Consider the following 22,605-nt stretch of genomic DNA (forward strand, 5'->3'; position numbering starts at 1 on the left):
TTCTTTGAATATGATATTTTGTTGCTCTTCATAAATCCCTTTCAATTTTGTTCGTTTGAGCCTTTTTTCGATTGATTTTCTTCCAAGTAAAAAGGAATAAACAAACAGACAAAAATGTTAATATTACTTTCCCTTGCCATGTCCAATTCATCAATTGATAAACCGAATAGGCTTCTAAAAGTAATGCCGGTATTTTCCCTATTGAGCTAGCAATCATAAAGATAAGCAAGGAGGTTTTTCCTATCGCTGCAACAAAGGTAACTACTCCTGACGGAACAAAAGGAAGAAGCCGCAAAGACAGAACAAGAAAAAAGGCTTCTAAACCTTTTGCTTCAAGCAAACGTCTGACTTTCGGGTGAGCAAATAACTTGGATTCAGAAAGCTTCCTGAATCCTTTACGATATAAAAGAAAGGAGATAATGGCTCCGATTGCTTCCCCTGCAAAAGATAAAAAGGTGCCTTTCCAAAACCCGAACACAGCCAAATTGGCAGCCGTGAGAAAAACGCTTGGTACAAGTCCTAAAATACTAATTATAATATTTATCACAATGCTGATGAGATAAGCAGCATTTTCATAGGTGTTGAGTAGTGCAATGATTTGCTCTTTCATCCTCTTCTTGCCTTATGCCTCCCATATTATATCCTACCCCCAAACGGTTTGCAGAAATTGATCGATTGGAAACCTAAATTTGTCTCATCTTTTCCCTAATATTTTTTACATAAGAGTCTATATTGTACGTTCTTTTCTCCTTGTTTATGCCTTTGGACGATTTATAAAAGAGAAGTAATTTTTATTTTATAAATTAAATTTGCAGAATTTATGGATTTTAATAGTTTGCCGCTCGCTTCCTTCAGATTCCGCGTCACCACGGATACCCTTGCGTTAAGCTAACTGCTACTTCTGTCTTAGCAGCTCGGGACTTTCACCCTATAGATTACTCTCATGCCGGGCACACAAACAAAAAGGGAGCAATTCCTTCGCTCCCTTAATTCACAATTATTCTTTTTGCACCTAGATAGCGCTTAGACCAATATGTATTCTTCATAGAACTAATGCTAACTCCTTTAGAAGAAGAACTATGGATAAACTCATTATTTCCAATATAAATTCCTGCATGAGAAGCTCCAGGCTTATAAGTTTCAAAAAACACTAAATCTCCTACTTGAGGAGAAGAAACTTTCACACCTTTAGCATAGATGCCAGCAACCGTTCTTGGTAAGCTAATTCCAACACTCTCCTTGAATACATAATTCAAAAAGCCACTACAATCGAATCCTTTAGGTGTACTTCCTCCCCATACATACGGGACATTCAAATATTTTTTAGCATTTTGAACCAGCCTTGTTGGGTTATAAGATGAAACTCCTTCCACTTGCGTAGTTTTAGTCTTAGCGTTTTTTATGCCTAATGCTTTGAATGTACTAGGACCTACAATTCCATCAGCAGTTAAGCCCTTTGATTTCTGAAACTTTATAACAGCACTTTTGGTAATAGGACCAAAATATGTAGTAGTTGTTTTATATGTAAAGTAACCTTTATTTTTTAATATTTGTTGTAATTCTTTAACATCTTGGTGTGTCATTCCAATTTTTAATGTTTGATCCCCAAGAGCCGCACTACTTACGATTGGACTACTCAATAAAACACCTGCCATTGCAAAAGATGCTACTAACCTTTTCAATCCTGTTTTCCCCCTATAACTCTTTTCGTATTTTTGAGCAAATTCTATCATATTAAAATAACATTAATGTTTCGATGGATTTACAGTTTAATTACAAAATTGTGCAGAATGTGTGAAAAGCCGACAAAAAAATACATAAAATACCGTCAATTTATTACATAAAAAGACATAAAGCTTGCGGTTAAATCAATTTTAATTGCAAAAAATATCAATCATTATATTAAGAGAGATTTATAATTAAAGAAGATAAGGGGAATGCCTTTAGATTCCCCCTCTATATCTAATAGGATTCTCTTTTTACTTTGTTTAACCATTGATCATCGTAAACTAAATCTAAATAACGATCACCACGGTCTGGAAAGATGGTAACGATGTTCGTTTCTTTTGTCAATGAAGGTATTAGTTTTTTAATAGCACTAACAACAGATCCCGAGGATCCTCCCGAAAATATCCCTTCCTTCTGTTTTGAATCTAATGATTGTTTGATAAGTACAGGCGTCCGTTGGGTGGGCAGCAATCGTTCCTGCAGCAGTTTGCGGCAGGCCGTTTAATTGACTTTGTAACCACGTTTTTCCATCATCTTTACTGTAAAATCCCCCTTGTCCTAGTGTTTTATTTTCTTCTTGGTTCACCACATAAATCGTATGACCTTTATAGCCAACTGTCATATAATGAAAATCAGATTCTTTATAAAATCCTAGATTCATCAATGAGACAATGGCTTTGAATGCTTGCCCTGCAAAAGATAAAAAGGTGCCTTTCCAAAACCCGAACACAGCCAAATTGGCAGCCGTGAGAAAAACGCTTGGTATAAGTCCTAAAATACTAATTATAATATTTATCACAATGCTGATGAGATAAGCAGCATTTTCATAGGTGTTGAGTAGTGCAATGATTTGCTCTTTCATCCTCTTCTTGCCTTATGCCTCCCATTTATATCCTACCCCCCAAACGGTTTGCAGAAATTGATCGATCGGAAATCCAGCTTGTCTAAGCTTTTCTCTAATATTTTTGACATGAGAGTCGATGGTACGCTCTTCTGTATTTGCATTATAGCCCCATAATGACACAATGATTTGTTCTCTGCTAAACACTCTGTTTGGGTGCTTCAAAAACAGACCCAATATGGCAAACTCTTTCGGCGTTAGAAAAATCGGTTCGTTTTGATAGTAGACTTTATGTTCGTCTTCATCCCACACTAACCCTTGAAATTCTATTTTCGAGCGTTTTCCTACGGAGCGGCGCAGCACCGCCTCGATGCGGGCAAGGAGCTCAGCTTCGTCAAACGGTTTTGCGATGTAATCATCCGCCCCAATATTGAGACCTTTGACGATATCTAACGTCTGATCTCTTGCGGTCACCATGATAATCGGGACATCGGAAAATTCTCTAATTCGTTTGCAAGTTTCCCAACCATCCATCTCTGGCATCATAATATCGAGCAAGACTAAATCCACTTTGTTATTTTCTAAGTACTGTATCGCTGTTAAACTGGACTCACACTTTATGCAATGATATCCTTTAGGCGAAAGATAAAGATCAAGTAAATCTAACATTCGTTTTTCATCGTCAACCAGTAAAACCGTGTACATGCTCATCCCTCCGGCAATGTAATGACCATGTTTGTTCCTTTTCCATATTCACTTGCGGCGTAAATCGATCCTCCGTGCGCTTCCACAATTTCCTTGACGATGGCTAGTCCCAACCCTGTTCCGCCGCTAGTTCTTGATCTTGATTTATCCACTCGGTAAAACCGCTCAAAAATATGCGGCAAATCCTCTTCAGGGATCCCTCTGCCTTCGTCTGAAACAATAATCACAATGTTATTTTTCTCCGCTCTTACATCAATAGACACGGTAGAGCCTTGATTGGAATATTTTAAAGCATTGTCTAACAAATTTATCATCACTTGTTCAAAACGTTTTTGGTCTATATGGACCGTAATGTTTTTTGCACATTGATATACCAAAGACATTTTTTTAGCCTGAAACGCAGGATGCATTTTGTCATGCAATTTTTTTAAGAAAGAACATAAATTAGTAGGTTCCTTATGGATTTGAAAGGAATGTTGATCCATCTTCGCTAATTCAAAAAGATCCTTCACCATCTTTTGCATATGCTCTGCTTCTTCGTAGATAATGGACAAATATTGGTTTCTCTCCTCTTCTCCCATGTTGGGTCTCCTAGCTATATCCGCATATCCTTTTACATAAGTGAGAGGGGTGCGAAGTTCATGAGAAATGCTGGCGAGAAATTCGTTTCTTTCTTTTTTTAAGTATTCTAAATCCCTCGCCAATGTTTGAATGGCTTTCCCTAATTCCGCCAATTCGTCCTCCCCTTTTACTTGCAGACGAACAGAAAAATCCCCTTTACTCAATTTTTCGGTCGCCTGCTTCATGCGAATGAGAGGAATAGTAATAACTCTTGATAAGAAAGCAATCGTAATAATCGTTAAAAATACCGAAAGAATTCCAACCATAAGGAAATGATGTTTTAACTTATAAATCATGTTTTGAATGGAAGCCGTATTTTGAAACATATAGACATACCCTTTGATCTTGCCGTCAATCCGAATCGGGCTTACTGTCGAAATATGCGCCTCTTTTTGCCAATTTTTTTGAACAATCATTCCACTATGGGGAATGTTTTTATTATTTGCTTTTTTTATGATGCTTTTAGCAAATGGTAAAATATGATCTGAAAAATATAGTATCTTCCCCTTGTCATTGGTAATAACGACGTCCGTCTCCGCCTCAGACTCCATCATCGTGACATGTTCTAACGTAGAAGGATCATAATTTTTTTCTAACACATCACGGTGGCTGTTCCCTCTTGCCAACAGCTGCTCAAATTCCTCATTAATTCTAGAATTCACCAGAGTAACATATAATGACGCAAATAAAACCGTCTCTATTCCTAATACGAATACAAAAAATAATAGTCCTAATTTAAATGAAATTTTTCGCACTTTTGTCCCTTCCTTATCAGCTTATTCCCCTCCATATAATAACCAACAAATGTGGAGAAAATGTGCAGAAAAAATTAGCTGTATTTTTATCATTTTCGAATCCTTATAAATTAAGAGGAACTGATAAGAAATTCATCGGTTCACGATTAGTTTCTATCAGTTCCTTTCCCCTATTCATGGAGTACTTTTTTATCATAGTTATTTTCCAATTTTTCGTTTCAGCCAAGTAAAACGTTTAGATACTTATCCAACATTTCTTGAAATTTTGTCTAAAACACCTATGTCAGTCCCAAATTTGCACATCGCATCACAATCACATCGGAGTTCAGAAAATAAAATGTAAGAAATTTGACAAGCATTCGAATGTCGAATGGAAGGCCTTAAAAGTTGTGCTTTAATTTCTTTTTCGCGTTTATCTGGAGCAACTAAATAAAACTTAGTCTGGTTTTCATGCATAGTTAAAGCCAAGTCATAGAGCCTTAAAATCCCAGAATAGATAGATGTACTTTTTTCAACCTCAAATGCACCAACAATTCTTTCTTCTTTATCCAACCAAATAACATCAATCAAAGCAACGGTTTCCTTCACTGATTGAGAGATATTTGGCAGATTTAAGCGTTTTAAGGAAAATTCCCCTAACTTTTGATTATTCCACTCTCTCTTATGATCATTTTGAGCAATCCATACATTATAACCAAGTGCTTTTCCTAATCTTGCTAAATGATATTGCATTTCCGAATGATCATTTTCCTCGATAGCATCATTTATTACTTCAGAATGACGTTTCATTTTTGCTTTTGTTTGCTTTTCCATATTTTCTAATGTGATTTCATAGTTTTCACTAATGACTAATCTTCCCGTTCCAATTTCAAACAGAAGTCCTCCTACCGCACCAAGGTCCTTTGATAGTAAGTTTCTATATTTCTCATTAAAATCTAAAATGATTTCTCTCATCTTTAAATATTCTTGCCACGAACCAAGTTTAATTTTTTGATCAAATAAAAGATTAAAACCTTTTACAATAGCTGTATTAAAAGGTGGAAAAACAGTTGGGTGGAGAAAATAGAGAATATTAGCTACAGCTGGTCCAAGTCCCTTAATTTGTAATTGATCTAGTTTAACAATTTCTTCTATAAGTTGCTTTTCCGTTGTTGCTTGAAGACATGATTTTAAAAATCTCCCAAAAGCCTTTTTATTAAGTTCATTTTCGTAAATATCCGGTATTCGAAGTTTCGGCTTCCAATAAAACGCGTGGGCAGCTCCTTCAAAAACTTGTTTTTGTTCTGCAATGGCTGTAACTACAATTTCTAATGAGGACCCCTTAAAGTCGTTTCCAAATGTATTGTTGTCTATATCCTTAATTACCTCTATAACACCGTTTCGGATAGTACGGAATGCTTTTAATCTTTGGTCATTATCGATAAACCAAGTTTGATAGACTGATTCCATGTCACCTCGATACTCTTGAATCATTCTTTCGAAGTTCGCTTTCACAACAGTTCCTCCTCTTATTGAAAACATCCTTTAAAAACTAAAATATTTTTTATTTTACAGGATAAATTTGCAGAATTTATGGATTTCAATAAATTGTAACGGTTAGGAATAATTTTAATTTTATTGTGAAATTCGTCACAGCGATTAATTATTTTTGTTAATATCATGTCTTTAGACTCGATAAAGTAAAGGGAGGAAATATTTGATGCGTAAAACTATCATTGCCGTGTTAACCTTATTGACGATGTTTATGTTTGTTCTAGGAGGTTGCGGGACGAATTCTCAAAAAAGTAACACTACTTTAGGGAAAAATAAACAGTCCGCAGCCGCCACAAAAGAGCAAAGAAAAGAAACGAAAAAATATTATTTTACCGCTAACGAAGGCGGAAGTATTTCAAAAATTGATTTAGAAACGAATAAAGTTGTTTCAACAATCAAAGTAGACGGTGCCGTTCACAATGTCCAAGTCTCTCCTGACGGAAAAATTCTCGGTGCTACTTTAGTTCCGGAAATGCAGCACGGGAATGATCACTCCATGGAGATGAAAGGAATGGCGTTATTTTATAATACAGAAACAGACGAATTAATTAAGAAAGTGAAAGTCGGGAATCATCCTGCTCATATCGTTTTCACTGAAAATGGAAAGTACGCTCTCGTAACCAATAATGAAGATAATAATGTTTCTGTGATTGATATGGCAAGTTACTCGGTAATTCAAACAATTCCAACTGGAAAAGGACCTCATGGGTTCCGTATCTCAAAGGATAGTAAATACGCGTATATCGCCAACATGGGGGAAGACAGTGTAAGCGTTATCAATTTAGAAACAATGAAAGAAGAAAAGAAAATGAAAGTAGGATCTACTCCTGTTACAACAGGCATTACTTCGGACGGTAAAACGTTAGTCGTAACCTTAAATGCGGAGAATGCCCTTGCCATTGTTGACTTAGCAAACGGTAAAGTAGAAAAAGTTCCTGTCGGTCAAGGACCGGCTCAAGTGTACATGGATTCCGACGATACATTTGCCTATGTAGCCAATCAAGGTACGAAAGATGCGCCGTCTCATTCCGTAAGCAAAATAAACATAAAAACAAAAAAAGTGGTTGCCACGATTGAAACAGGCAAAGGGACGCACGGAGTCGTCACAAGTCCGGATCATCAATATGTTTTCGTCACCAATATGTTTGACAACACGGTGAGTGTCATTGATAAAGAACAAAACAAAGTAATAAAAACGGTTCAAGTAGGTGAAATTCCAAACGGGATCAGCGTCATGCCGTAAATATAAATAAACAGCAGGTTGAGTTTTTAAACCTGCTGTTTTTCTTTTCTATTTACTGAAATTTACGCATAAAAAAGCACCGTAGTTTTAAGCCTACGGTGCTTAAATATATTTGATTAAACCTTGCTACATCATATGATTGTTCATATGTCCTTGTTTCATCATTTGTTGATTCATTCTGTCATGATTCATCATATGTTTCATCATTTTATCTCCATTACTTCGACACTGTTCGTACATTTTTTGTAATTGTTCCTCTGATAAATCTGGATGCATTTGTTTCATCATTGGCAACATTTCTTTCCAATCCTTATTATCATTTTTATTTGCTGCAAAAACAGCTGTAGCTAATACAAGAGCTGAAACAAGGACGAACAAACCTGAAATAAGTTTTTTCATTTTCAACACCTCCATCCTTTTCTAGTTTTAGAATAAAGGAAAAGTATGGAGAAAGTGTTCATAAACATTTACAAATTTTTGTCGCAGATTATCATTTAGTAATTAGATATTTTGAAAAATCGATTATAATTTCTAATGGTTTTGTCATCATAATCATACTTTGTTGCTTACATGTTTCTTAAACAACGTGAATCATTACAAATTAACTTGTAGAAGTTGTCTGTGATGATATGCGAATAATTCAAAAACCTTTGATGTTAGTTGAATGCCATATGTTTGCATCGTCATATTAATACCACGAGTTTCAAAAATAAAAAACAGCTTGCTCGGCTTGCAAGCTGTTTTGCGTATATAGATTTACGTGCTTCTAATGCCCTGCATGTCCTTCTCCAGTTGCGGGAACAATTTCGAGCTTTTCATCGATAATTCCTTGTGTTTGATAAGAGATGGAACGGAATGTACCAGATAAAAATGCGTGGTTATACGGTCCTACTGTTGGATCATCCGTAAAAGTTGGTTTTAAACGGGCTAAAAATTCATATACGTCCTTTGTTAATGTCCCATTCTCTAGCCATATTAAAGGTGCGTGTTTTCCTAGATGAGAAAACGGCACAGCCGCAATCGCTAGTTCAGGGGTTTTCGTTGAAATAAATGATACGCCATGTCCCGGATCATTTAGCCCCCAACCAAACTTCGTTTTTTCATCTTTGTAAGTAGCAAAAGAAACGGATTGTTGCACCGGCGTATCGCCCGCTATTCGGATAACGGTGCCAAATGATTTTAGTTCGTTTTCCACTTCTTTAGAGATTACTGATTCAGGACCTAAAAGATATATATTTGCTTTTCCTTTTCTTTGCTGTAACGCCTCTTTTGTTGGTTGTGGAATTTCATTTGAAGAGACATACAGTAACGGTTCTTCCATGTGAGCAATCCAATTGGCGGCTGTGAGAGTGTACAATTTCGCCTTATCTTCCAAAGAACCAATAATCACACTTTGCGGAGTCTTACCGGCAATGTCGCTGTAAAATTGGTCAATTTCTTTCGCAAACGCAGCTGGATCTGTTTCACTAATTTGTTTTATCTTAAAATTCTTTAATTTATCTAGTTCGCTTTTCTTGAGATTTCCCATCACTATGATTTGCGTACCGTCAGCTGTACCTAAAGGTTGAAGACGGTTGATTTCCTTTAAGACGGCATCCGGTATTTTTTGATCTTTTGTAAATAAAACAGGACCGTTGTTCGGATGATGAATTAAGTCTACACTTGCCAATGCCATTTGCCAGTTTTCAACAGGCACTAAGATAATTGCGCCGGGCTGGTTTTCTTTATGAGTGGCAGGCCAAACCGTTTGTGAAACCATGACGGATAATTTGATGGGATCATCTGTGTTTATACGGGTAACGTTTTTCGTTGCTGTTATCATGATGTTTTGGTTCGCTAAACGATTAAAAGAACTTGGCGGCTTCGCGAAATCCATTTCATTTGTTTTGTTATCTTTGTCTTTATCATTGGAGGACATATCCATATCTTCATGATTCATATTTGCATGATCCATTTCTTTCGAATCATGATCCATCTGATTATGGTCATCGTTTTGGTTGTTACATCCGGTAATGATAAAGACAGGTAACAGAACTACTATGACTCCTCTAAGTAATTTACTGATCATGTGTAATTCCTCCCTCTGTAGATATTGATATATCAACAGCTGTAGCTGGTTCAGGAGTGTCAAAAAAATATTTCTCGACACTATTCCCCTTTTTTCCATTTCCTTTCTTGTCTTTACACCTGTTTACTAGAAACCTACGTATTAATGCAGTTTATCGATCTATTCAAAATCACTGCCTTTTATTTTAGTATCCTTCTTGCTAAGTTCTATATACCATATAATCCCCGCATTTTAGTTGTGTCACATCCGCTTTCATACTTTTAGCGATGTCTTGAGTAATTTGCTTTTGTTCTTCTTCATCGGTTGCGAGTAAAGCCAAAACATTTCCGCTTATAACACGATTTTGATTTAACGTAATATAAGCCAGTATTTCATAATTTGGTTTTGGATTTGTTTCTTTGTCCATTTATTTTCCTCCTAACCAATTGCTTTTCATCACCGAATGGCTCTTTTTTTACACTTTCAAGTAAAGGCGTTTTCTTTATTGCTTCAATAAACACATCTTCCCTTCGAACAAGCGGAACTAATGTAACAACCACACGCCCTTGTTCATAATCCTTGCGTGTAAAGTTATACCGTTTCACACCAACAGCTCTTGTTGCTTCAAAAAGGATGGCTTGTCTTTGACCAAAGTGATCTAATGTAATACGAAAATGTTCTTCACGGGATAATTAACCGCTGCGATCCCCTCTTTCCGGTAAAGTTCTCTTGCATTATTCGTTCCTAACTGGTTCATAACATAAATACCATCAACAAATAACTCCGAATCTCTGACTTCCACTTTTCCTAATTGAACATCCGCAATATCCCCAACTGTTTTCCTTTTGGAAAAACATTTCAATATAAACAAGATGACTAACCCAGCTAATGACCCGATTAAAATATTCACCCATAGTATCTTATGGGATACAAGCTGCATTGTTATGCCCGTAACTAAGGCGACAACCAACGCAAAATAATTTCTTGCTTCAAAGGTCTTCGCAATCCCGTCTATGTAAGCATCTCCTCTTGGAGTAAATTCGGTATTCTCCAAGTCCTTTAAACAGTCTCGTTCTGCCTTCCGAACATCCCTAAATTGCTGTATGGCTAATGCTAGAAAGGTTACTGCAACAAAATTTTTCGTCATAATCGCCGGAATAGCTACTGCACCTATGGCTGCGGCTACAAATCCAGTCACCAAATGGATTAAATATCCGTTGGGGTAGCTGGGATACTGCCGATAATCTTCTTTAATGGTTATAAGACGAGCAAAAAAACCTACAACCAACGCTGTTATCATAATAACCAAATGTTCCGATGAAATAACATCGTTTTTCATAAAAAACTCCTAAAAGAGCTTTTATTATTTTCTTTAGACATCCGCAAAATTATTCTTTAGGATAACATACCAAAAAGGCACAACTTAGCATGTACCTTTTGGTAAAGTCTTTTATGCTTAATTTTTAGGCTTATGCCTTGGTGACAGGGTATTCGCACAATGAATACTTTATCAGCGTAGGATATTAAAGGAGATGATAATGGATTCACAAATGATGGTGTCGCCAAGCACACATAAAACTCTTCAAGATTGTACAACTATGTGTCAAAAGACGTTCGATATATTGTTAAGTCACAGATGTTCATTTTAGAAAGAATCAACTGAAACTGCTTCTTGATTCTGCAACCATTTGTGAAATATGTGCAAAGTTTATGGATCGCTGTAGTATATTAATTAAGTCATTACGCGAATATTGTGCTTATGTTTGGAAGTCTGTGGGAATGAATGTTTAAGGCATCCAGACCAAGAATCTCAAATGTGTGGACGTATGTGCTTGAATTGCGTTAGAAAATGCCGTGCTTTTGCAATGCAACTTGGCGGAGGAATGTGAGTCTCAGTTGGAATTTTGAGGTTGGTAAAAATACAGAAAGAAGTAAAAATTAAAGGAAGGAAATAAATTTGTCAAGGGTACCGGATTCCTCATTTCAGCCAAATCAAGCTTGTATAGTATAGATAGCTGTGTTAAATGTATACAGGCTTGTGAAGAGTATTTAAATTCTTGTTTAAAAGAACCAGATGTACCAGCCAAGATGCATTGTATATCATTATTGCGTGATTGCATTGATATATGCGTTTGCCTTTTTTCATAGCTTCCCCTTAAAGCTATTATATCTTCTTATGGTCAAGGATTAAGACCAAACCTACAAATACACCTACTAGCCATCCTGCTAATTGAATTTGATGGCCAATTAGGAAAAGCATATTATGTGCTTCATCAATGTCAGGATGAACACGATGCCAAAACCAGTCGGTGACAATTCCTACTAACACCAGTCCCAATCCCATTAGAAGAAAGGCGGTTCGTAAGAGATATTTGCTATGTTGTATATAAGCCCAAATGAAAACAAATGGAGTGATGAAAAGTATGGGAACACCCACTTCAGGCTGAATCCAAAACAGTAATGCACCCACAAAAATCCCTATATAGGAAAACCAATACACTTTCTTTTTAAACGCACCCGTTAAAATGATCGTTCCAAGCATAACCACAATTGAAACATTCATCACTAAATGGGCTGGAACATAAGTAAGTCCTAATTTCAGAGTTCCCATATGTTCTCCCCAATCCCAAAACCATCCGATTAAACCCACTATATAACTAATCAAAAAGACAATGGAAATATTTTTTTGCTGTTCGATTGGTGTAGACATAAAATCCCCCTTACCCATCCCTAATTTAAATCTTGTGAGAAATACAATATAAATTTTATGTCAACATCAGTTGAAAATTCCCCAAAAACTCCGTTTTAAGTTTTAAAATTCTTCGGTTTCACCACTTCTATCAGTTGTGTATGAGTTGTTTTAAGCTGATATTTAGTTATGATTATGGATGTATTTCAAACTTATCGATGCCATGCCCCCCCTTTAAAACATCAGTGAGGGGCTTTTTCATTCTGAAAATGTATATTTTTTTATCCATAAACTCCCTATTTTCAAATTTTAAAGCAATATAATAAAAATCTCGGCAACGCCTTCACAGCATCCGCCAAATTATTGTAACGGAATTTGCTCATCTACAGAGAGTAAAACGACTATCGGCACATTTAGTAACATATATTGAAATTGTAATACCTTTTCTAGAGGGGGATGGCGAAATGTATGATTACATTACAAGAAACCCTCAAACTCCCATTGTGACTCCCAATGTGAAAAATGCGCCGTTTCAAATTCTCAAAAACGGAGTCAAACGATTTCATTTGCGAGCGGAACCGGTTGTTCATGAACTAGTAAATGGAATCAAAATTCGCGGGTATGGTTACAACGGAAGTATTCCCGGTCCAACCATTCTTGTGAATCAGGGAGACTATGTTCAAATTACAGTGGAAAACCGTTTGCCTGAAGCAACATCTGTTCATTGGCATGGATTAATTGTTCCTAACCGAATGGATGGGGTGCCTGGTCCCGGGGGCAGTCCCACTATACGTCCCGGAGAAAGTTTTACGTATGAATTTCGTATACAACAAGCTGGAACTTTCATGTATCATAGTCATGTCCATGACGCAAGGCAAGAATTAATGGGGCTAGGAGGCATGCTTATTTCACGAGGTATATATGAAGAACCAGTGGATCGCGACTATGTTCTTTTACTTCAGGAATGGGCCGTGCAAACTGAGATGCATCAGCAAAATCATGATCATCAAATGAATGATCACACTTCTAGACAATTGGCTCCAAGTATATATAATATTGACCCAATGGCCATGATGTTTAATTTTTTCACGATTAACGGCAAAGCTTATCCTGATACAACCCCTCTACTTGTTCGATATGGCGAACGCGTTCGCATTCGCCTTGGTAATTTAAGCATGGATTCTCATCCTATGCATCTTCATGGACATGACTTTATTACAACCGCAGTTGATGGCAATATAATTCCTGTTACAGCAAGACTGAAACGAAATACGATTAATGTCGCACCGGGAGAAACATGGAATATCGAATTTTTCGCAAACAACCCGGGAAATTGGGCTTTTCACTGTCATAAGCCACATCATACAACGAACATGCATTCTATAGATATGGGTGGAATGCTTACCGTTGTTCGCTATGTGCAGTGATTGGTTTATTAGATATTGTTTTGGCAATAAGCTTTTTTTAGTCAGGTACGAATTGTTATAAGTTTTTAAGTTTTAACGATATAGAAAGGCTATTGGTGGTTTTCTGTTCTGATTAGAAACATTTTTGGTGACTTGAATAAAAAAAGTCCTCTTTTGGTATGATTCGGGGGTGTCAATCCGATAAATTGCCCCCTAAAACTGCAGAATGTAGAAGTGCCTAAACAAGAGGAATATGAATGGGGAACCCCTCGAAAGAAACACTGTCGAATGGCCTCTAGCTCTATCTTTTATAAAACCCTCGGCAAATCCCATGGAAGAACCAAAGACTGAGCAGTCTTTATCAACGATACGAATCTGTACATCAGACTTAATGAAACCGCCGTATACCAAACGGTACATACGGCGATGTGAGAGAACGAGGGCCAGCCCCCTCTCCTGCTCGTTTTGTTTCGAGATATCTTGTTTTAGTCTTTATTGCGTAATGCAAGTTTCACGGCAAAATAAACGACCAATCCAATGATGAACAGGTTAAGGATCCAGCCGAAGAACCAAAATCCCATCATTCCCCAACCACTCATCATACCACCCATCATGATCATCGCCTCCCAAATTATCTAAAAATTATTCATCATCATTCCTTGAGGTTCCATTTGTTCAAAGTTTTTACTTGGTGCTGCCCCATTTGTGTCATAGCATGAATTATACATGTCTTTTAGCTCGTTTTCAGATAAGTAAGGGGGCATTTTCTTCATAAATGGAAGCATCTGACCGAAATTCAAAGTACCTTCGCTCACATCGTTACTATTCGCAAATACTTCAGTTCCTATTCCTAATACTAACGTAGCAATAAAAGATCCCACTTAAAATCTTTTTCGTGGTTAGCATCCACTTTCCTACTATGGTTTTAGAATAAAGGAAAATTATGGAGAAAGTGTTCATAAAAATTTACAATTTCTTGTCTTGGATTATTATTTGTTAATTGGATATTTTCGAAAAATGGACTAAACTCCTCCCAAATTTTACATAAAAGAGAAAAAGCCTAATAAAGGCTTTTTCTCGAAGGTTTAGACAATGTTATTTTCGGTTCATTTAACAGCTATTTATCTGCATTCATCAATACAGGATATTAATCTCTTTTCAATGTCTTCCGCTAGTTTTTTCAGTTCTTCATGATTCATCATGCTGATTAACATGGTTGGTTTTGGCATACCAATTTTTGTTGTTTCATTTTCTTTATACACCACGATTTTGCACGGAAGAAAATAACCTGCTAATAAGTTTTCAGAAAGCACACGCGCTGCTTCTTGCGGATTACATACTTCCAAAATCACAAATGGTATTGGAAAATCGAATCCTTTTTCCTGCAGTTTTTCCGTTACACTAAATTTCCACAAAACTCCAAATCCTTCTTTTTTCAAGCTTTCTTCCAACATCTTTATCGTTTCGTTCATTCCCCTTTGTACTTCAATCGTATAATGAAACACCTTCATTCAACCGCCCTTCTCCAACATATTGCATGTTATTTCACTTTAGTTGTATGTAAAACTAAACAATAATATAAATGAAAAAAGCCGAGCATTGTCTCGGCAGCTACTTCACTTTGTTAAGAAACTTCAACGAATCCAACCATACCAGATTCTTTATGTCCGGGAACCGTGCAATAAAAGCGAAAAACACCGCTTTCGATTGGTATGAACTTCACTTCAGCTGTTTTTCCCGGTAAAGAATGAATATGAACGGTTTGATTTTTTGAATGATGCCCATGGTGACTCTGTTGTAAGAGAGATGCTTTCATATTTTCGAATTCGATATCATGTTCAACTTCACCGCTATTTTTGAAAATTAAGGTTACGGGTTGTCCTGCAGAAAGTTTGAAATCTTTAGGGAAGTAAGCAAATTCGGTTGCTTCAATGACTACTTTTTTCGCCTTTGTACTGGAATTCAACGGAGAGCCAGACGACTTATTATGGGTCATCGATTGACTCATATGGGAATTTTTTATGGGCACGTTATGGTCTTGAGCGAGTTCATTGTATAAGTGGTTATAGGTGTAGAAAAACAGCAGAAAGACGATTGATAATAACAATGGATTATGGAATATTTTGTTGATGAAAGAGAAACGGTTAAAACCAGTTTCTTGCTGAAGCATGTATAAAACAATACCAATCATCCCAACAAATATGACGAGCATTACACGAATCATTGAATTTTGGTGTTCCGGCGAAATCATTTCTCCTAACATCGCTCCCATCATTCCGCCCATTATTCCTGACAAAACGCCATCTATGATGGCCATGACACTAATCGGCAGCCCGGTCAAAAAACCGGATAAAAACCCAAAACCCATTCCTAAAAGGGTTGAGAAAAAGAGGTTACCGCTATACAAAATCCCGACCAGCAAGCCACCTGTTAGCCCGACCAACATTCCTAAAGCCATCGCCACCATCATTCCGATCATGCATGTGATTTTCTTTCTTTTTATGAATACGAAAACAATAACAATTAAAGATAAAATCGTTACAATGATTCCGGTTAATAAAATCGACAATGAATGATCCCTCCCTGTAAGTTTTTATTTGTACACATATATGTGGGCAAGCGGTTAGTTAGTCCTTTTTAAATTTATTAAATTCATATGAATAAAAGTAGATTCATTTCGATATATACCTTGAGTCAAAGAGGACATAGATGCGATGCTCCCACATGGATCATTCGCCAAACAATTTCAATTTTGCTGATTCCAGATTGCTGTCATGACGCGCAAAGTGTTCCTATTTCCAATTCTCCATCTCCCCACCCCCTTGTCCTTCTTGCTATCCCGCCTCTTCCCGTTTTCTTTAGAAAAAAATTAAATTCCAACGTTTTTTCACGCTTTTTGCTCATTACGATTTTTGGTGGGGAGGAAAAATTATGTTCCGGAGTAGAGATAAGGATCAAGAGAAAATGTGGAAGGTTTGAGGAAAGAAAAAGGATCAAGAGTCGCTCAAACATTTGATACGTCTCCCTTTTCTCTTTATCCTTTTTCCTTGAAGCTATAAGGAATGATAGTTTTTTGTGGACAGAGAATTAGGTTTTAGTCTGATTCTGCTCTGGTCTTGTAAATGAACTTTTTTCTAAGCCGTCGTTATTTTTTGTAAGAGAAAGAAGTTTTTTAGGGATACAGCTACAAGTAGGGAGTGAACAGTTTTAGTCACAGGGTGGTAAACGTTCTCCCCCCAGCTACCTGATATAATAAACCTGTTAGAATAAAAACAGTCAACCAGAAAAATCTGGCTGACTTTATTCTACAGAAATTTATAGCAAAACAAAGATGTAACATTAAGATTTATTAACGGGTTGGAATCTGATTAGCAACTGTATGTTTCTACGAAATGCCTACGAAGAGTGAAAAGTGAGCACCCTTTCGAGCACATGAATTCTTTTCCATCTCCTTCACATTTGCATTACCTTTCTACTTCGCTTCATCTCCATCTTTTTATATGCTAACACCGAAGTAAACAAGAATACACATGTAATCAACGAACCTAGCGGCAACATGGCTACGATATGATCAGGAAAGACAAACGGGAGCAGTGGAAAGGCGTACACAGCCGGGACACGGATGCCAACAATACGTAACAGAATAAGCATTAAAATCATATCTAACAGGGTGACCAATATCCACGAATCAACAGCAAAGTACAACAGCGTTCCGACAGTCGCAGATATGGTCAATACAAGCCCTTGTTTAAAAGCCATTTTTCCGTTGTACATTCCATTTCTGTAACGTTGATTCCCTATCTTCTATTCTTGCATCCGCAGGGTCAATAGGAAAAGCAATAATATATTTTGAAAGTTTAGGGTGCTTGTCTAGAGCTGTTTGTACTGACTTATCCACCTGTTTCCATTGTCCCTCTTGGGGGCTAGATAAGAAATACTTAGCCTGAACACCTATTCTTCACCATTAGGTAAAATGCAGAAACATTCTACACCTGCATCCTGTTTACCTTTTCTTATAAAGTCGACGTACATACCTTCAAATTCCTTACGAGCCAATTGACATACTAATTCTTCAAATGCTTCATCTTGTGAACCGTTAAGAGTTCTTATATTTGTCCAGTGAAAGTTTCTCACAGAGGCATCCTCCTTTCATGCAGCTATTGCTCAATAAATTCAGCAATAATTAACATTATTAGACAAATTATACTAAATTCCTTTCTCATTCTACATAGATTTACTATGCTATTTTACTTACTAAACACAACTTAGGTTAATAATACTTATTATGGAGAATAAAGTCTTAAAAGGGAAAATTTATGAATGAAATCCTCTTAAATACGATGTCACAAAAGATATACTCGTCCTAACATCGAGAGATCAAACAGGAGTTTATAAACAAATTTGTATCAACATGAAGTTTCTCAATGTGTTAAAATACTTTCATAAGGGGATTTGATTTGGGATGATTATACCAACATGCCATCAGTGGCAAGTTGAATAGCCAATCGATAAAAAGATCGGCTTGTTTTCTTTTTTTGCTTTCGCAAACGCCTCCTCCCCCCACGGATACCAATTGACGGGATTATAAGCGTGTTGGAGTAAATATGGAGACTTTTCAGCGATTAATCTATTGGGTTTCTGATTTGTTTTCATGAGACCACCACTTTTCTTTGGAAAAAAATATTTATCATTATAACTAATATACCCTAAAAAGAAGAAAGACACCAACTTCCTTCGTCAGTGTCTTCTAACGATATTCAATTCAAAAAAGTTATACGCTCCGAATTTGGGCTGCTCCATCACGCGGAGTATGAGAAAATGTAAGTGTCATTGGGACGGGGCGGTATAGCGGCTGCGATTACGACAGCCGCGTCTAGTATAATATTTCACAATCCTCACAACCTTATATCATCGGAAAGTTCATTCCGGCACATTTAATCGTAACACCTTCACCATCTCTCCCGCATTCATCACGTTCCGGTCTCGGGGAATGATAATCAAGCAATCCGTATCACGGATAGACGACAAGACGTTCGACTGGTCGATTCCAGCCGATCGGACGTAAATTTTCCCATCTTTTACTTCGCTTTTTCCGCGTACGATGCGATAAAATGAATCCTTTTTTTTGTAGTCCTCGGCGAGAAACGCTGAAAACGAAGGGAGATAAATATCAGGTTTTCCTTGCATCCCCCAAATAACTGGACGAACGAACAGCTCAAACCCGACGAAACACGCTCCAGGGTTTCCGGAAAGTGCGAACAAAAATTTATCCCGCCAAACTCCGACAGTCGTTGGGCTGCCAGGACGCATGGCCACTTTGTTAAACAACATTTTACCGTCCCACTGTTCAAAAATGTCGACCAAAATGTCGTAATCCCCAACGGAAGCCCCGCCGGTTGTAATGACGAGATCGACTTTTTCCATTGCATCGAGAATCATTGATTTAGCCAATCCAACATCATCTGGCACCTTCTCGAGGAGAACAGGAATTCCACCGGCATTTAACACCTGGGCGGCGACCATGTAGCTGTTGCTGTTGCGAATTTTACCAGGCTCGAGCGGATCGCTGACGTCAAGCAGTTCCGAACCTGTGGCAAAAATAGCAACTGTCGGCCGTCGTGAAACAGTGACTGTATCATAACCGAAGGCAGCAAGGAGGGCGGCTTCCCCAGGATTGATCTTGCGTCCTTTTTCGAGGATCAACGTACCTTTTGCCATTTCTAGCCCAATGGGAATGACGTTTTCATCCGGTTTCGTCTCCTTTTTGACCACCGTATACGTTTGGCCATCCTTTTGCATCTGTTCTGTCAATTCAATCATGACGACGGAGTCGGCACCTTCTGGCATCATCGCGCCAGTCATAATGCGCACAGCCGTATTTGCTGTCAGTTTTTTGTCGGAACAGCACCGCATGGGATCGATTCAATGACTTGCAGTGTAACTGGACATTCCTCAGAGGCCCCTTTTGTATCAGCCGAACGGACGGCAAACCCATCCATCATCGACCGGCGAAAGTGGGGAAAATCGTGCGTCGCTGCCACATTTTCGCCGAGGTATCGGCCAATGCTGTCCGTCAGCTTCACTTTTTCTGTACCAAGTGGACGAATCCACGGTTCAAGACGCTTTTGCGCATCCCAAACATCAACAATTTCCCGCTGAAATCTCATCTTTCATCTTCCTTTCTCTGAACCTCTGCACATCTAATGTCGACAGGTTTTATGTACTATAGAGCTTCTTCTATACTTTTTTTGTTTTTCCTAATATTTCATCACTGTTTCTGATAGATTGCAAGTATTATAATATAAAAAATTTATGATTAACTATGACTAAAGTCACGGACTTTCGTAAGTTATTCTTTACCTAATGAACGTCCTTCCCTTTTATAAGAGCAAGTGCGTGGGAAAGGACAGGCTGCACGACATCGAAACATTCTTGTACCCCTTTTGGATTTCCCGGAAAGTTTATGATAAGTGTTTCTTTGCGAATACCTGCTACAGAGCGGGAAAGGGGGGCATACTTCGTTCTTGAAAGTGTTTTCATTCGCATCATTTCAGTTAATCCCGGAGCTTCCTTTTCAATCACGGCTTTCGTCGCTTCCGGTGTCACATCCCGTGGTGCAAACCCCGTTCCCCCAGTCGTCAGCACGAGATCACACCGTACCTCATCAATGAAGCGAACGAGTGTTGCCTCAATGACCGGTTGTTCGTCAGGAATAATCTCATATACTGCTACTTCCCCGTTAATACGGCGGACAAGTTCACACAAGAGCAATCCGCCCCTATCATCCCGCTCTCCGCGGAAAACTCTATCGCTTACCGTTAATACACCGACTTTCCAGCCCAATCGTCACTTCTCCTCCCTCTCATTCATCTTCCTTTGCACAGCCACCGCTTTTACCCCTCAATTTCAGGATAGAGGCAAGGGTATGTGTTTGTGGAAAGAGATTTCTAATCGCAATATTCAGAAATAGTATGCCCTACTTGTCGGTTTAACTACCTAGAAAACTAGTTAGAGATGGCCGTACCTCATTGATTTCTCCTGCTGTAGCTTTGCCACTCTTCTGGCGTGTCGATGTCTACCCCCCATAGTGGATTATCAAAATCGACATATTGCAGTTCAGCTAAATGTTGTTGAATGACTTGCTGTGCGCCCCGATCTCCCTCAATGCAAAGCAACTCCGGAAAAATTTCCGCATCAAACAAGACTGGATGACTAGGGACAGATGCATAGCGGGGACGGATAATTTTGATATTTTTTGACTTTGCAATCTCGTATGATTTCTGTAATTGCTTAACGACCGTAACAGGAATAAACGGTTGATCGGCTAAAAAAATGAATGCTGCTGAAACTTTACCCTGAATAGCTTTCACCCCGACCTTTAACGAAGAAGACAATCCTTCAGCAAAATTTGGGTTGTGAATCACAATAGCTGGTAAATCACGAATATGTTCCTTAAGTAACTCAGTCTGTTCGCCGCCCACCACGATAACTGGTCGGAGTTCTGAGTTTACAGCTGTTTCAACTGCATGTCGAAACAGCGGCTTTCCATGCAGGTTAAGAAATTGTTTTGGTTGTCCCATTCGTTTGGACATGCCCGCAGCTAAAATAATAGCACCAATGTCGTTCATACACTTTTCCCACCTATTAAAATAGCTTTTCATAAAACAACAATTAAAAATGAATCGTCCCTACGGGTGCAATAAACATAGCAAAACCCAACGTTCCTTCCCGAAAGGCCATGCGGATCCGCCTTGGGTATTCCTAATTCGAATGAATTGATGCCAGCCATTAGGAGCGTATGTATACTTCTAGATCGATTTGTCTGCCACCTTAACTTGAGATCTTGAAAGATTTGTCGATGCCATTATTTACATTGACATGTTCGCCGATGTTCAAGATGTAACAACTTAGAAGAGGGCATTATTTAGTGGGGCGCTACAAGTAGAGGCGCCCCAGCCGTCAAACGTGAATTTTTTCTCTACCGTGCAATGGCTGTCCCGGACGGGCGGCTCGCACTGCGAGTAATTCGGACACGATAGAAACAGCCACTTCTTCGATCGTTTCTGCCCCCACATCCAATCCAACTGGTGCATGAATCGGTGCACTGTTCATGTCGGCGCCGATATTCTGAAACATCTCCCGAGTACGCGCCAAAGGACCAAGTATACCTATAAATTTTGGTTTTGCCTGAAGTGCCAGACGCAACGCGGCTTCGTCCCGCATTTGCAAGTGGTTCATGATCAGCCACCAGTTCCCCTCCAGTTGTGCTGGATCAACTTGGTCGGGTTCAGCGACTAGGTGGTTGGCCATTGGAAAGCGTTTGGCTCCATTAAATTCTTTGCGTGGATCGAGCACGGTTACACGGAATCCGCATTTAACAGCGAGATCCGCCACTGGTACGGCGTCGTGACCTGCGCCGCAAATGATCAAATGTTCGTTTGGTCGCATTGTGTCAATGTAAAAACGTCGATTATCGACTATAGCTATCTCCGCTCTCGTACGACTTTCGACACGATTTATCAACTGCCGTGCAACAGCTTCTGGCAGCTTGTCAATATCGCCGGCAATAGGATTTTTCTCGTCAAATACAACACGGATACCGGTTGGCAATTCAATGGCTAGTGAGATGGCACGATCTTGGGCGATAGCTTCCCGCACCGATCGCCAGAAAGGATCTTCGGAATGAATAGGAAAGATGGCGACTTCCATCGTTCCTTTGCAACCAATCCCAAGAGACCATATTTCGTTTTCACTGAGGTCATAATTTACGAGCCGGGGTTCGCCTTCTTCTATTGCTTTTTCCGCCCATCCATAAAGGTCCGATTCGAGACAGCCCCCGCTGAGTGTGCCAAACATATTACCTTTTTCTGTCATCATCATTTTGGAACCAGGAAGGCGATACGCGGAGCCTTGTACTTGGGTAATCGTCAATAGAGCAGCTCTTTCCCCTTTCGACCAAGCTTGTTCAATGTGGGCAAACACATTACGCGCTTCATCGATACGTGACACAACTTATCCTCTCCTTCTTTATTTTTAG

At 38.5% G+C, this 22,605-nt stretch carries 24 protein-coding genes and 3 pseudogenes; 4 read left to right on the top strand and 23 right to left on the bottom strand.

The features are described from left to right. Positions 1-28: 28 nt before the first annotated feature. The 6 genes from NXM86_RS09230 to NXM86_RS09255 form a co-directional block, all read right to left on the bottom strand. Positions 29-610: a TVP38/TMEM64 family protein gene (locus NXM86_RS09230; RefSeq protein WP_498957898.1), complete on the bottom strand. Its 582-nt coding sequence runs from the start codon at positions 608-610 to the stop codon at positions 29-31. 376 nt (positions 611-986) lie between these two features. Next, a complete protein-coding gene (locus NXM86_RS09235) occupies positions 987-1,682 on the bottom strand; it encodes a C40 family peptidase (protein ID WP_042411693.1) in 696 nt (231 codons plus the stop codon). A gap of 416 nt (positions 1,683-2,098) precedes the next feature. Beyond that, positions 2,099-2,590 carry a hypothetical protein gene (locus NXM86_RS09240; RefSeq protein ID WP_498957899.1) on the bottom strand — a complete coding sequence of 164 codons (492 nt, stop codon included), beginning with the start codon at positions 2,588-2,590 and terminating at the stop codon, positions 2,099-2,101. A gap of 12 nt (positions 2,591-2,602) precedes the next feature. Then, positions 2,603-3,274 carry a response regulator transcription factor gene (locus NXM86_RS09245; protein WP_498957900.1) on the bottom strand — a complete coding sequence of 224 codons (672 nt, stop codon included), beginning with the start codon at positions 3,272-3,274 and terminating at the stop codon, positions 2,603-2,605. A 2-nt stretch (positions 3,275-3,276) separates the two neighbouring features. Beyond that, entirely contained in the window at positions 3,277-4,650 is a 1,374-nt protein-coding gene (locus tag NXM86_RS09250) for a sensor histidine kinase (protein WP_498957901.1), read from the bottom strand. 243 nt (positions 4,651-4,893) lie between these two features. Next, positions 4,894-6,144, bottom strand: coding sequence for a type II restriction enzyme NmeDI-related protein (locus NXM86_RS09255; protein WP_260441016.1), 1,251 nt, complete (start codon positions 6,142-6,144; stop codon positions 4,894-4,896). Positions 6,145-6,349: 205 nt separating this feature from the next. Between NXM86_RS09255 and NXM86_RS09260 the strand changes: the two genes are divergently transcribed. Continuing rightward, positions 6,350-7,426: a YncE family protein gene (locus tag NXM86_RS09260; RefSeq protein WP_097355118.1), complete on the top strand. Its 1,077-nt coding sequence runs from the start codon at positions 6,350-6,352 to the stop codon at positions 7,424-7,426. Between the two features lie 126 nt (positions 7,427-7,552). On the opposite strand, the gene NXM86_RS09265 is transcribed toward NXM86_RS09260, so the two are convergent. The 4 genes and pseudogenes from NXM86_RS09265 to NXM86_RS09280 all read right to left on the bottom strand — a co-directional run bounded on the left by NXM86_RS09265 (position 7,553) and on the right by NXM86_RS09280 (position 10,812). Further along, on the bottom strand, positions 7,553-7,825 hold the full coding sequence (locus NXM86_RS09265; RefSeq protein WP_097355119.1) for a hypothetical protein: 273 nt from the start codon (positions 7,823-7,825) through the stop codon (positions 7,553-7,555). Between the two features lie 367 nt (positions 7,826-8,192). Then, positions 8,193-9,491: a cell wall-binding repeat-containing protein gene (locus NXM86_RS09270; protein WP_409978406.1), complete on the bottom strand. Its 1,299-nt coding sequence runs from the start codon at positions 9,489-9,491 to the stop codon at positions 8,193-8,195. Between the two features lie 202 nt (positions 9,492-9,693). Beyond that, on the bottom strand, positions 9,694-9,900 hold the full coding sequence (locus NXM86_RS09275) for a capping complex subunit for YIEGIA (RefSeq protein ID WP_275191984.1): 207 nt from the start codon (positions 9,898-9,900) through the stop codon (positions 9,694-9,696). Continuing rightward, a pseudogene (locus tag NXM86_RS09280) lies at positions 9,866-10,812 on the bottom strand (YIEGIA domain-containing protein). The gene NXM86_RS09275 and the pseudogene NXM86_RS09280 overlap by 35 nt, the downstream one beginning before the upstream one ends. 424 nt (positions 10,813-11,236) lie before the next feature. Between NXM86_RS09280 and NXM86_RS09285 the strand changes: the two are divergent. Next, the gene (locus NXM86_RS09285) at positions 11,237-11,362 is read left to right on the top strand and encodes a four-helix bundle copper-binding protein (protein ID WP_498957902.1); all 126 of its coding nucleotides are present in this window, start codon (positions 11,237-11,239) and stop codon (positions 11,360-11,362) included. A gap of 109 nt (positions 11,363-11,471) precedes the next feature. Further along, entirely contained in the window at positions 11,472-11,621 is a 150-nt protein-coding gene (locus NXM86_RS09290; protein WP_498957903.1) for a four-helix bundle copper-binding protein, read from the top strand. 16 nt (positions 11,622-11,637) lie between these two features. Here NXM86_RS09290 and NXM86_RS09295 read toward each other — a convergent pair whose 3' ends face one another. Continuing rightward, complete coding sequence (locus NXM86_RS09295; protein WP_089097649.1) at positions 11,638-12,183, bottom strand: hypothetical protein; 546 nt, start codon at positions 12,181-12,183, stop codon at positions 11,638-11,640. A 443-nt stretch (positions 12,184-12,626) separates the two neighbouring features. Between NXM86_RS09295 and NXM86_RS09300 the strand changes: the two genes are divergently transcribed. Further along, positions 12,627-13,589: a multicopper oxidase family protein gene (locus NXM86_RS09300; RefSeq protein ID WP_094245400.1), complete on the top strand. Its 963-nt coding sequence runs from the start codon at positions 12,627-12,629 to the stop codon at positions 13,587-13,589. A gap of 464 nt (positions 13,590-14,053) precedes the next feature. On the opposite strand, the gene NXM86_RS09305 is transcribed toward NXM86_RS09300, so the two are convergent. The 12 genes and pseudogenes from NXM86_RS09305 to NXM86_RS09360 all read right to left on the bottom strand — a co-directional run bounded on the left by NXM86_RS09305 (position 14,054) and on the right by NXM86_RS09360 (position 22,577). After that, on the bottom strand, positions 14,054-14,182 hold the full coding sequence (locus NXM86_RS09305; protein ID WP_257790145.1) for a hypothetical protein: 129 nt from the start codon (positions 14,180-14,182) through the stop codon (positions 14,054-14,056). Between the two features lie 21 nt (positions 14,183-14,203). Further along, positions 14,204-14,449: a hypothetical protein gene (locus NXM86_RS09310; protein ID WP_094245399.1), complete on the bottom strand. Its 246-nt coding sequence runs from the start codon at positions 14,447-14,449 to the stop codon at positions 14,204-14,206. A gap of 240 nt (positions 14,450-14,689) precedes the next feature. Beyond that, positions 14,690-15,073 carry a DUF302 domain-containing protein gene (locus tag NXM86_RS09315; RefSeq protein WP_043968598.1) on the bottom strand — a complete coding sequence of 128 codons (384 nt, stop codon included), beginning with the start codon at positions 15,071-15,073 and terminating at the stop codon, positions 14,690-14,692. A gap of 119 nt (positions 15,074-15,192) precedes the next feature. Further along, on the bottom strand, positions 15,193-16,137 hold the full coding sequence (locus NXM86_RS09320; RefSeq protein ID WP_430758515.1) for a plastocyanin/azurin family copper-binding protein: 945 nt from the start codon (positions 16,135-16,137) through the stop codon (positions 15,193-15,195). A gap of 884 nt (positions 16,138-17,021) precedes the next feature. Further along, positions 17,022-17,342: pseudogene (locus NXM86_RS09325) on the bottom strand (hypothetical protein); the annotation flags it as partial. 177 nt (positions 17,343-17,519) lie between these two features. Continuing rightward, complete coding sequence (locus tag NXM86_RS09330; RefSeq protein WP_498957904.1) at positions 17,520-17,702, bottom strand: hypothetical protein; 183 nt, start codon at positions 17,700-17,702, stop codon at positions 17,520-17,522. A gap of 351 nt (positions 17,703-18,053) precedes the next feature. Continuing rightward, positions 18,054-18,221 (bottom strand): annotated as a pseudogene (locus NXM86_RS09335) (DUF255 domain-containing protein); the annotation flags it as partial. A gap of 267 nt (positions 18,222-18,488) precedes the next feature. After that, positions 18,489-19,481 (bottom strand): molybdopterin molybdotransferase MoeA, encoded by a 993-nt coding sequence (locus tag NXM86_RS09340; protein ID WP_498957906.1) that lies wholly within the window; start codon positions 19,479-19,481, stop codon positions 18,489-18,491. Then, a complete protein-coding gene (locus NXM86_RS09345) occupies positions 19,454-19,735 on the bottom strand; it encodes a hypothetical protein (RefSeq protein ID WP_498957907.1) in 282 nt (93 codons plus the stop codon). Before NXM86_RS09345 ends, NXM86_RS09340 begins: the two co-directional genes overlap by 28 nt. A 193-nt stretch (positions 19,736-19,928) precedes the next feature. Next, the gene (locus NXM86_RS09350; RefSeq protein WP_328268954.1) at positions 19,929-20,411 is read right to left on the bottom strand and encodes a MogA/MoaB family molybdenum cofactor biosynthesis protein; all 483 of its coding nucleotides are present in this window, start codon (positions 20,409-20,411) and stop codon (positions 19,929-19,931) included. 182 nt (positions 20,412-20,593) lie between these two features. After that, positions 20,594-21,196, bottom strand: a complete 603-nt coding sequence (locus tag NXM86_RS09355; RefSeq protein WP_171698856.1) for a nucleotidyltransferase family protein — start codon at positions 21,194-21,196, stop codon at positions 20,594-20,596. 331 nt (positions 21,197-21,527) lie between these two features. Further along, positions 21,528-22,577, bottom strand: a complete 1,050-nt coding sequence (locus tag NXM86_RS09360) for an XdhC family protein (protein ID WP_062754066.1) — start codon at positions 22,575-22,577, stop codon at positions 21,528-21,530. Positions 22,578-22,605 lie beyond the last annotated feature (28 nt).

The organism is Geobacillus sp. CX412 (genome assembly GCF_027942335.1).
GTDB lineage: Bacteria > Bacillota > Bacilli > Bacillales > Anoxybacillaceae > Parageobacillus_B > Parageobacillus_B toebii.

Bases quoted from the DNA above. Each gene is read 5' to 3' on its own strand.
- NXM86_RS09230 (WP_498957898.1), bottom strand. From the start codon at position 610: ATGAAAGAGCAAATCATTGCACTACTCAACACCTATGAAAATGCTGCT.
- NXM86_RS09240 (WP_498957899.1), bottom strand. From the start codon at position 2,590: ATGAAAGAGCAAATCATTGCACTACTCAACACCTATGAAAATGCTGCT.
- NXM86_RS09245 (WP_498957900.1), bottom strand. From the start codon at position 3,274: ATGTACACGGTTTTACTGGTTGACGATGAAAAACGAATGTTAGATTTA.
- NXM86_RS09260 (WP_097355118.1), top strand. From the start codon at position 6,350: ATGCGTAAAACTATCATTGCCGTGTTAACCTTATTGACGATGTTTATG.
- NXM86_RS09265 (WP_097355119.1), bottom strand. From the start codon at position 7,825: ATGAAAAAACTTATTTCAGGTTTGTTCGTCCTTGTTTCAGCTCTTGTA.
- NXM86_RS09275 (WP_275191984.1), bottom strand. From the start codon at position 9,900: ATGGACAAAGAAACAAATCCAAAACCAAATTATGAAATACTGGCTTAT.
- NXM86_RS09295 (WP_089097649.1), bottom strand. From the start codon at position 12,183: ATGTCTACACCAATCGAACAGCAAAAAAATATTTCCATTGTCTTTTTG.
- NXM86_RS09300 (WP_094245400.1), top strand. From the start codon at position 12,627: ATGTATGATTACATTACAAGAAACCCTCAAACTCCCATTGTGACTCCC.
- NXM86_RS09305 (WP_257790145.1), bottom strand. From the start codon at position 14,182: ATGATGGGTGGTATGATGAGTGGTTGGGGAATGATGGGATTTTGGTTC.
- NXM86_RS09340 (WP_498957906.1), bottom strand. From the start codon at position 19,481: ATGCGGTGCTGTTCCGACAAAAAACTGACAGCAAATACGGCTGTGCGC.
- NXM86_RS09345 (WP_498957907.1), bottom strand. From the start codon at position 19,735: ATGAGATTTCAGCGGGAAATTGTTGATGTTTGGGATGCGCAAAAGCGT.
- NXM86_RS09355 (WP_171698856.1), bottom strand. From the start codon at position 21,196: ATGAACGACATTGGTGCTATTATTTTAGCTGCGGGCATGTCCAAACGA.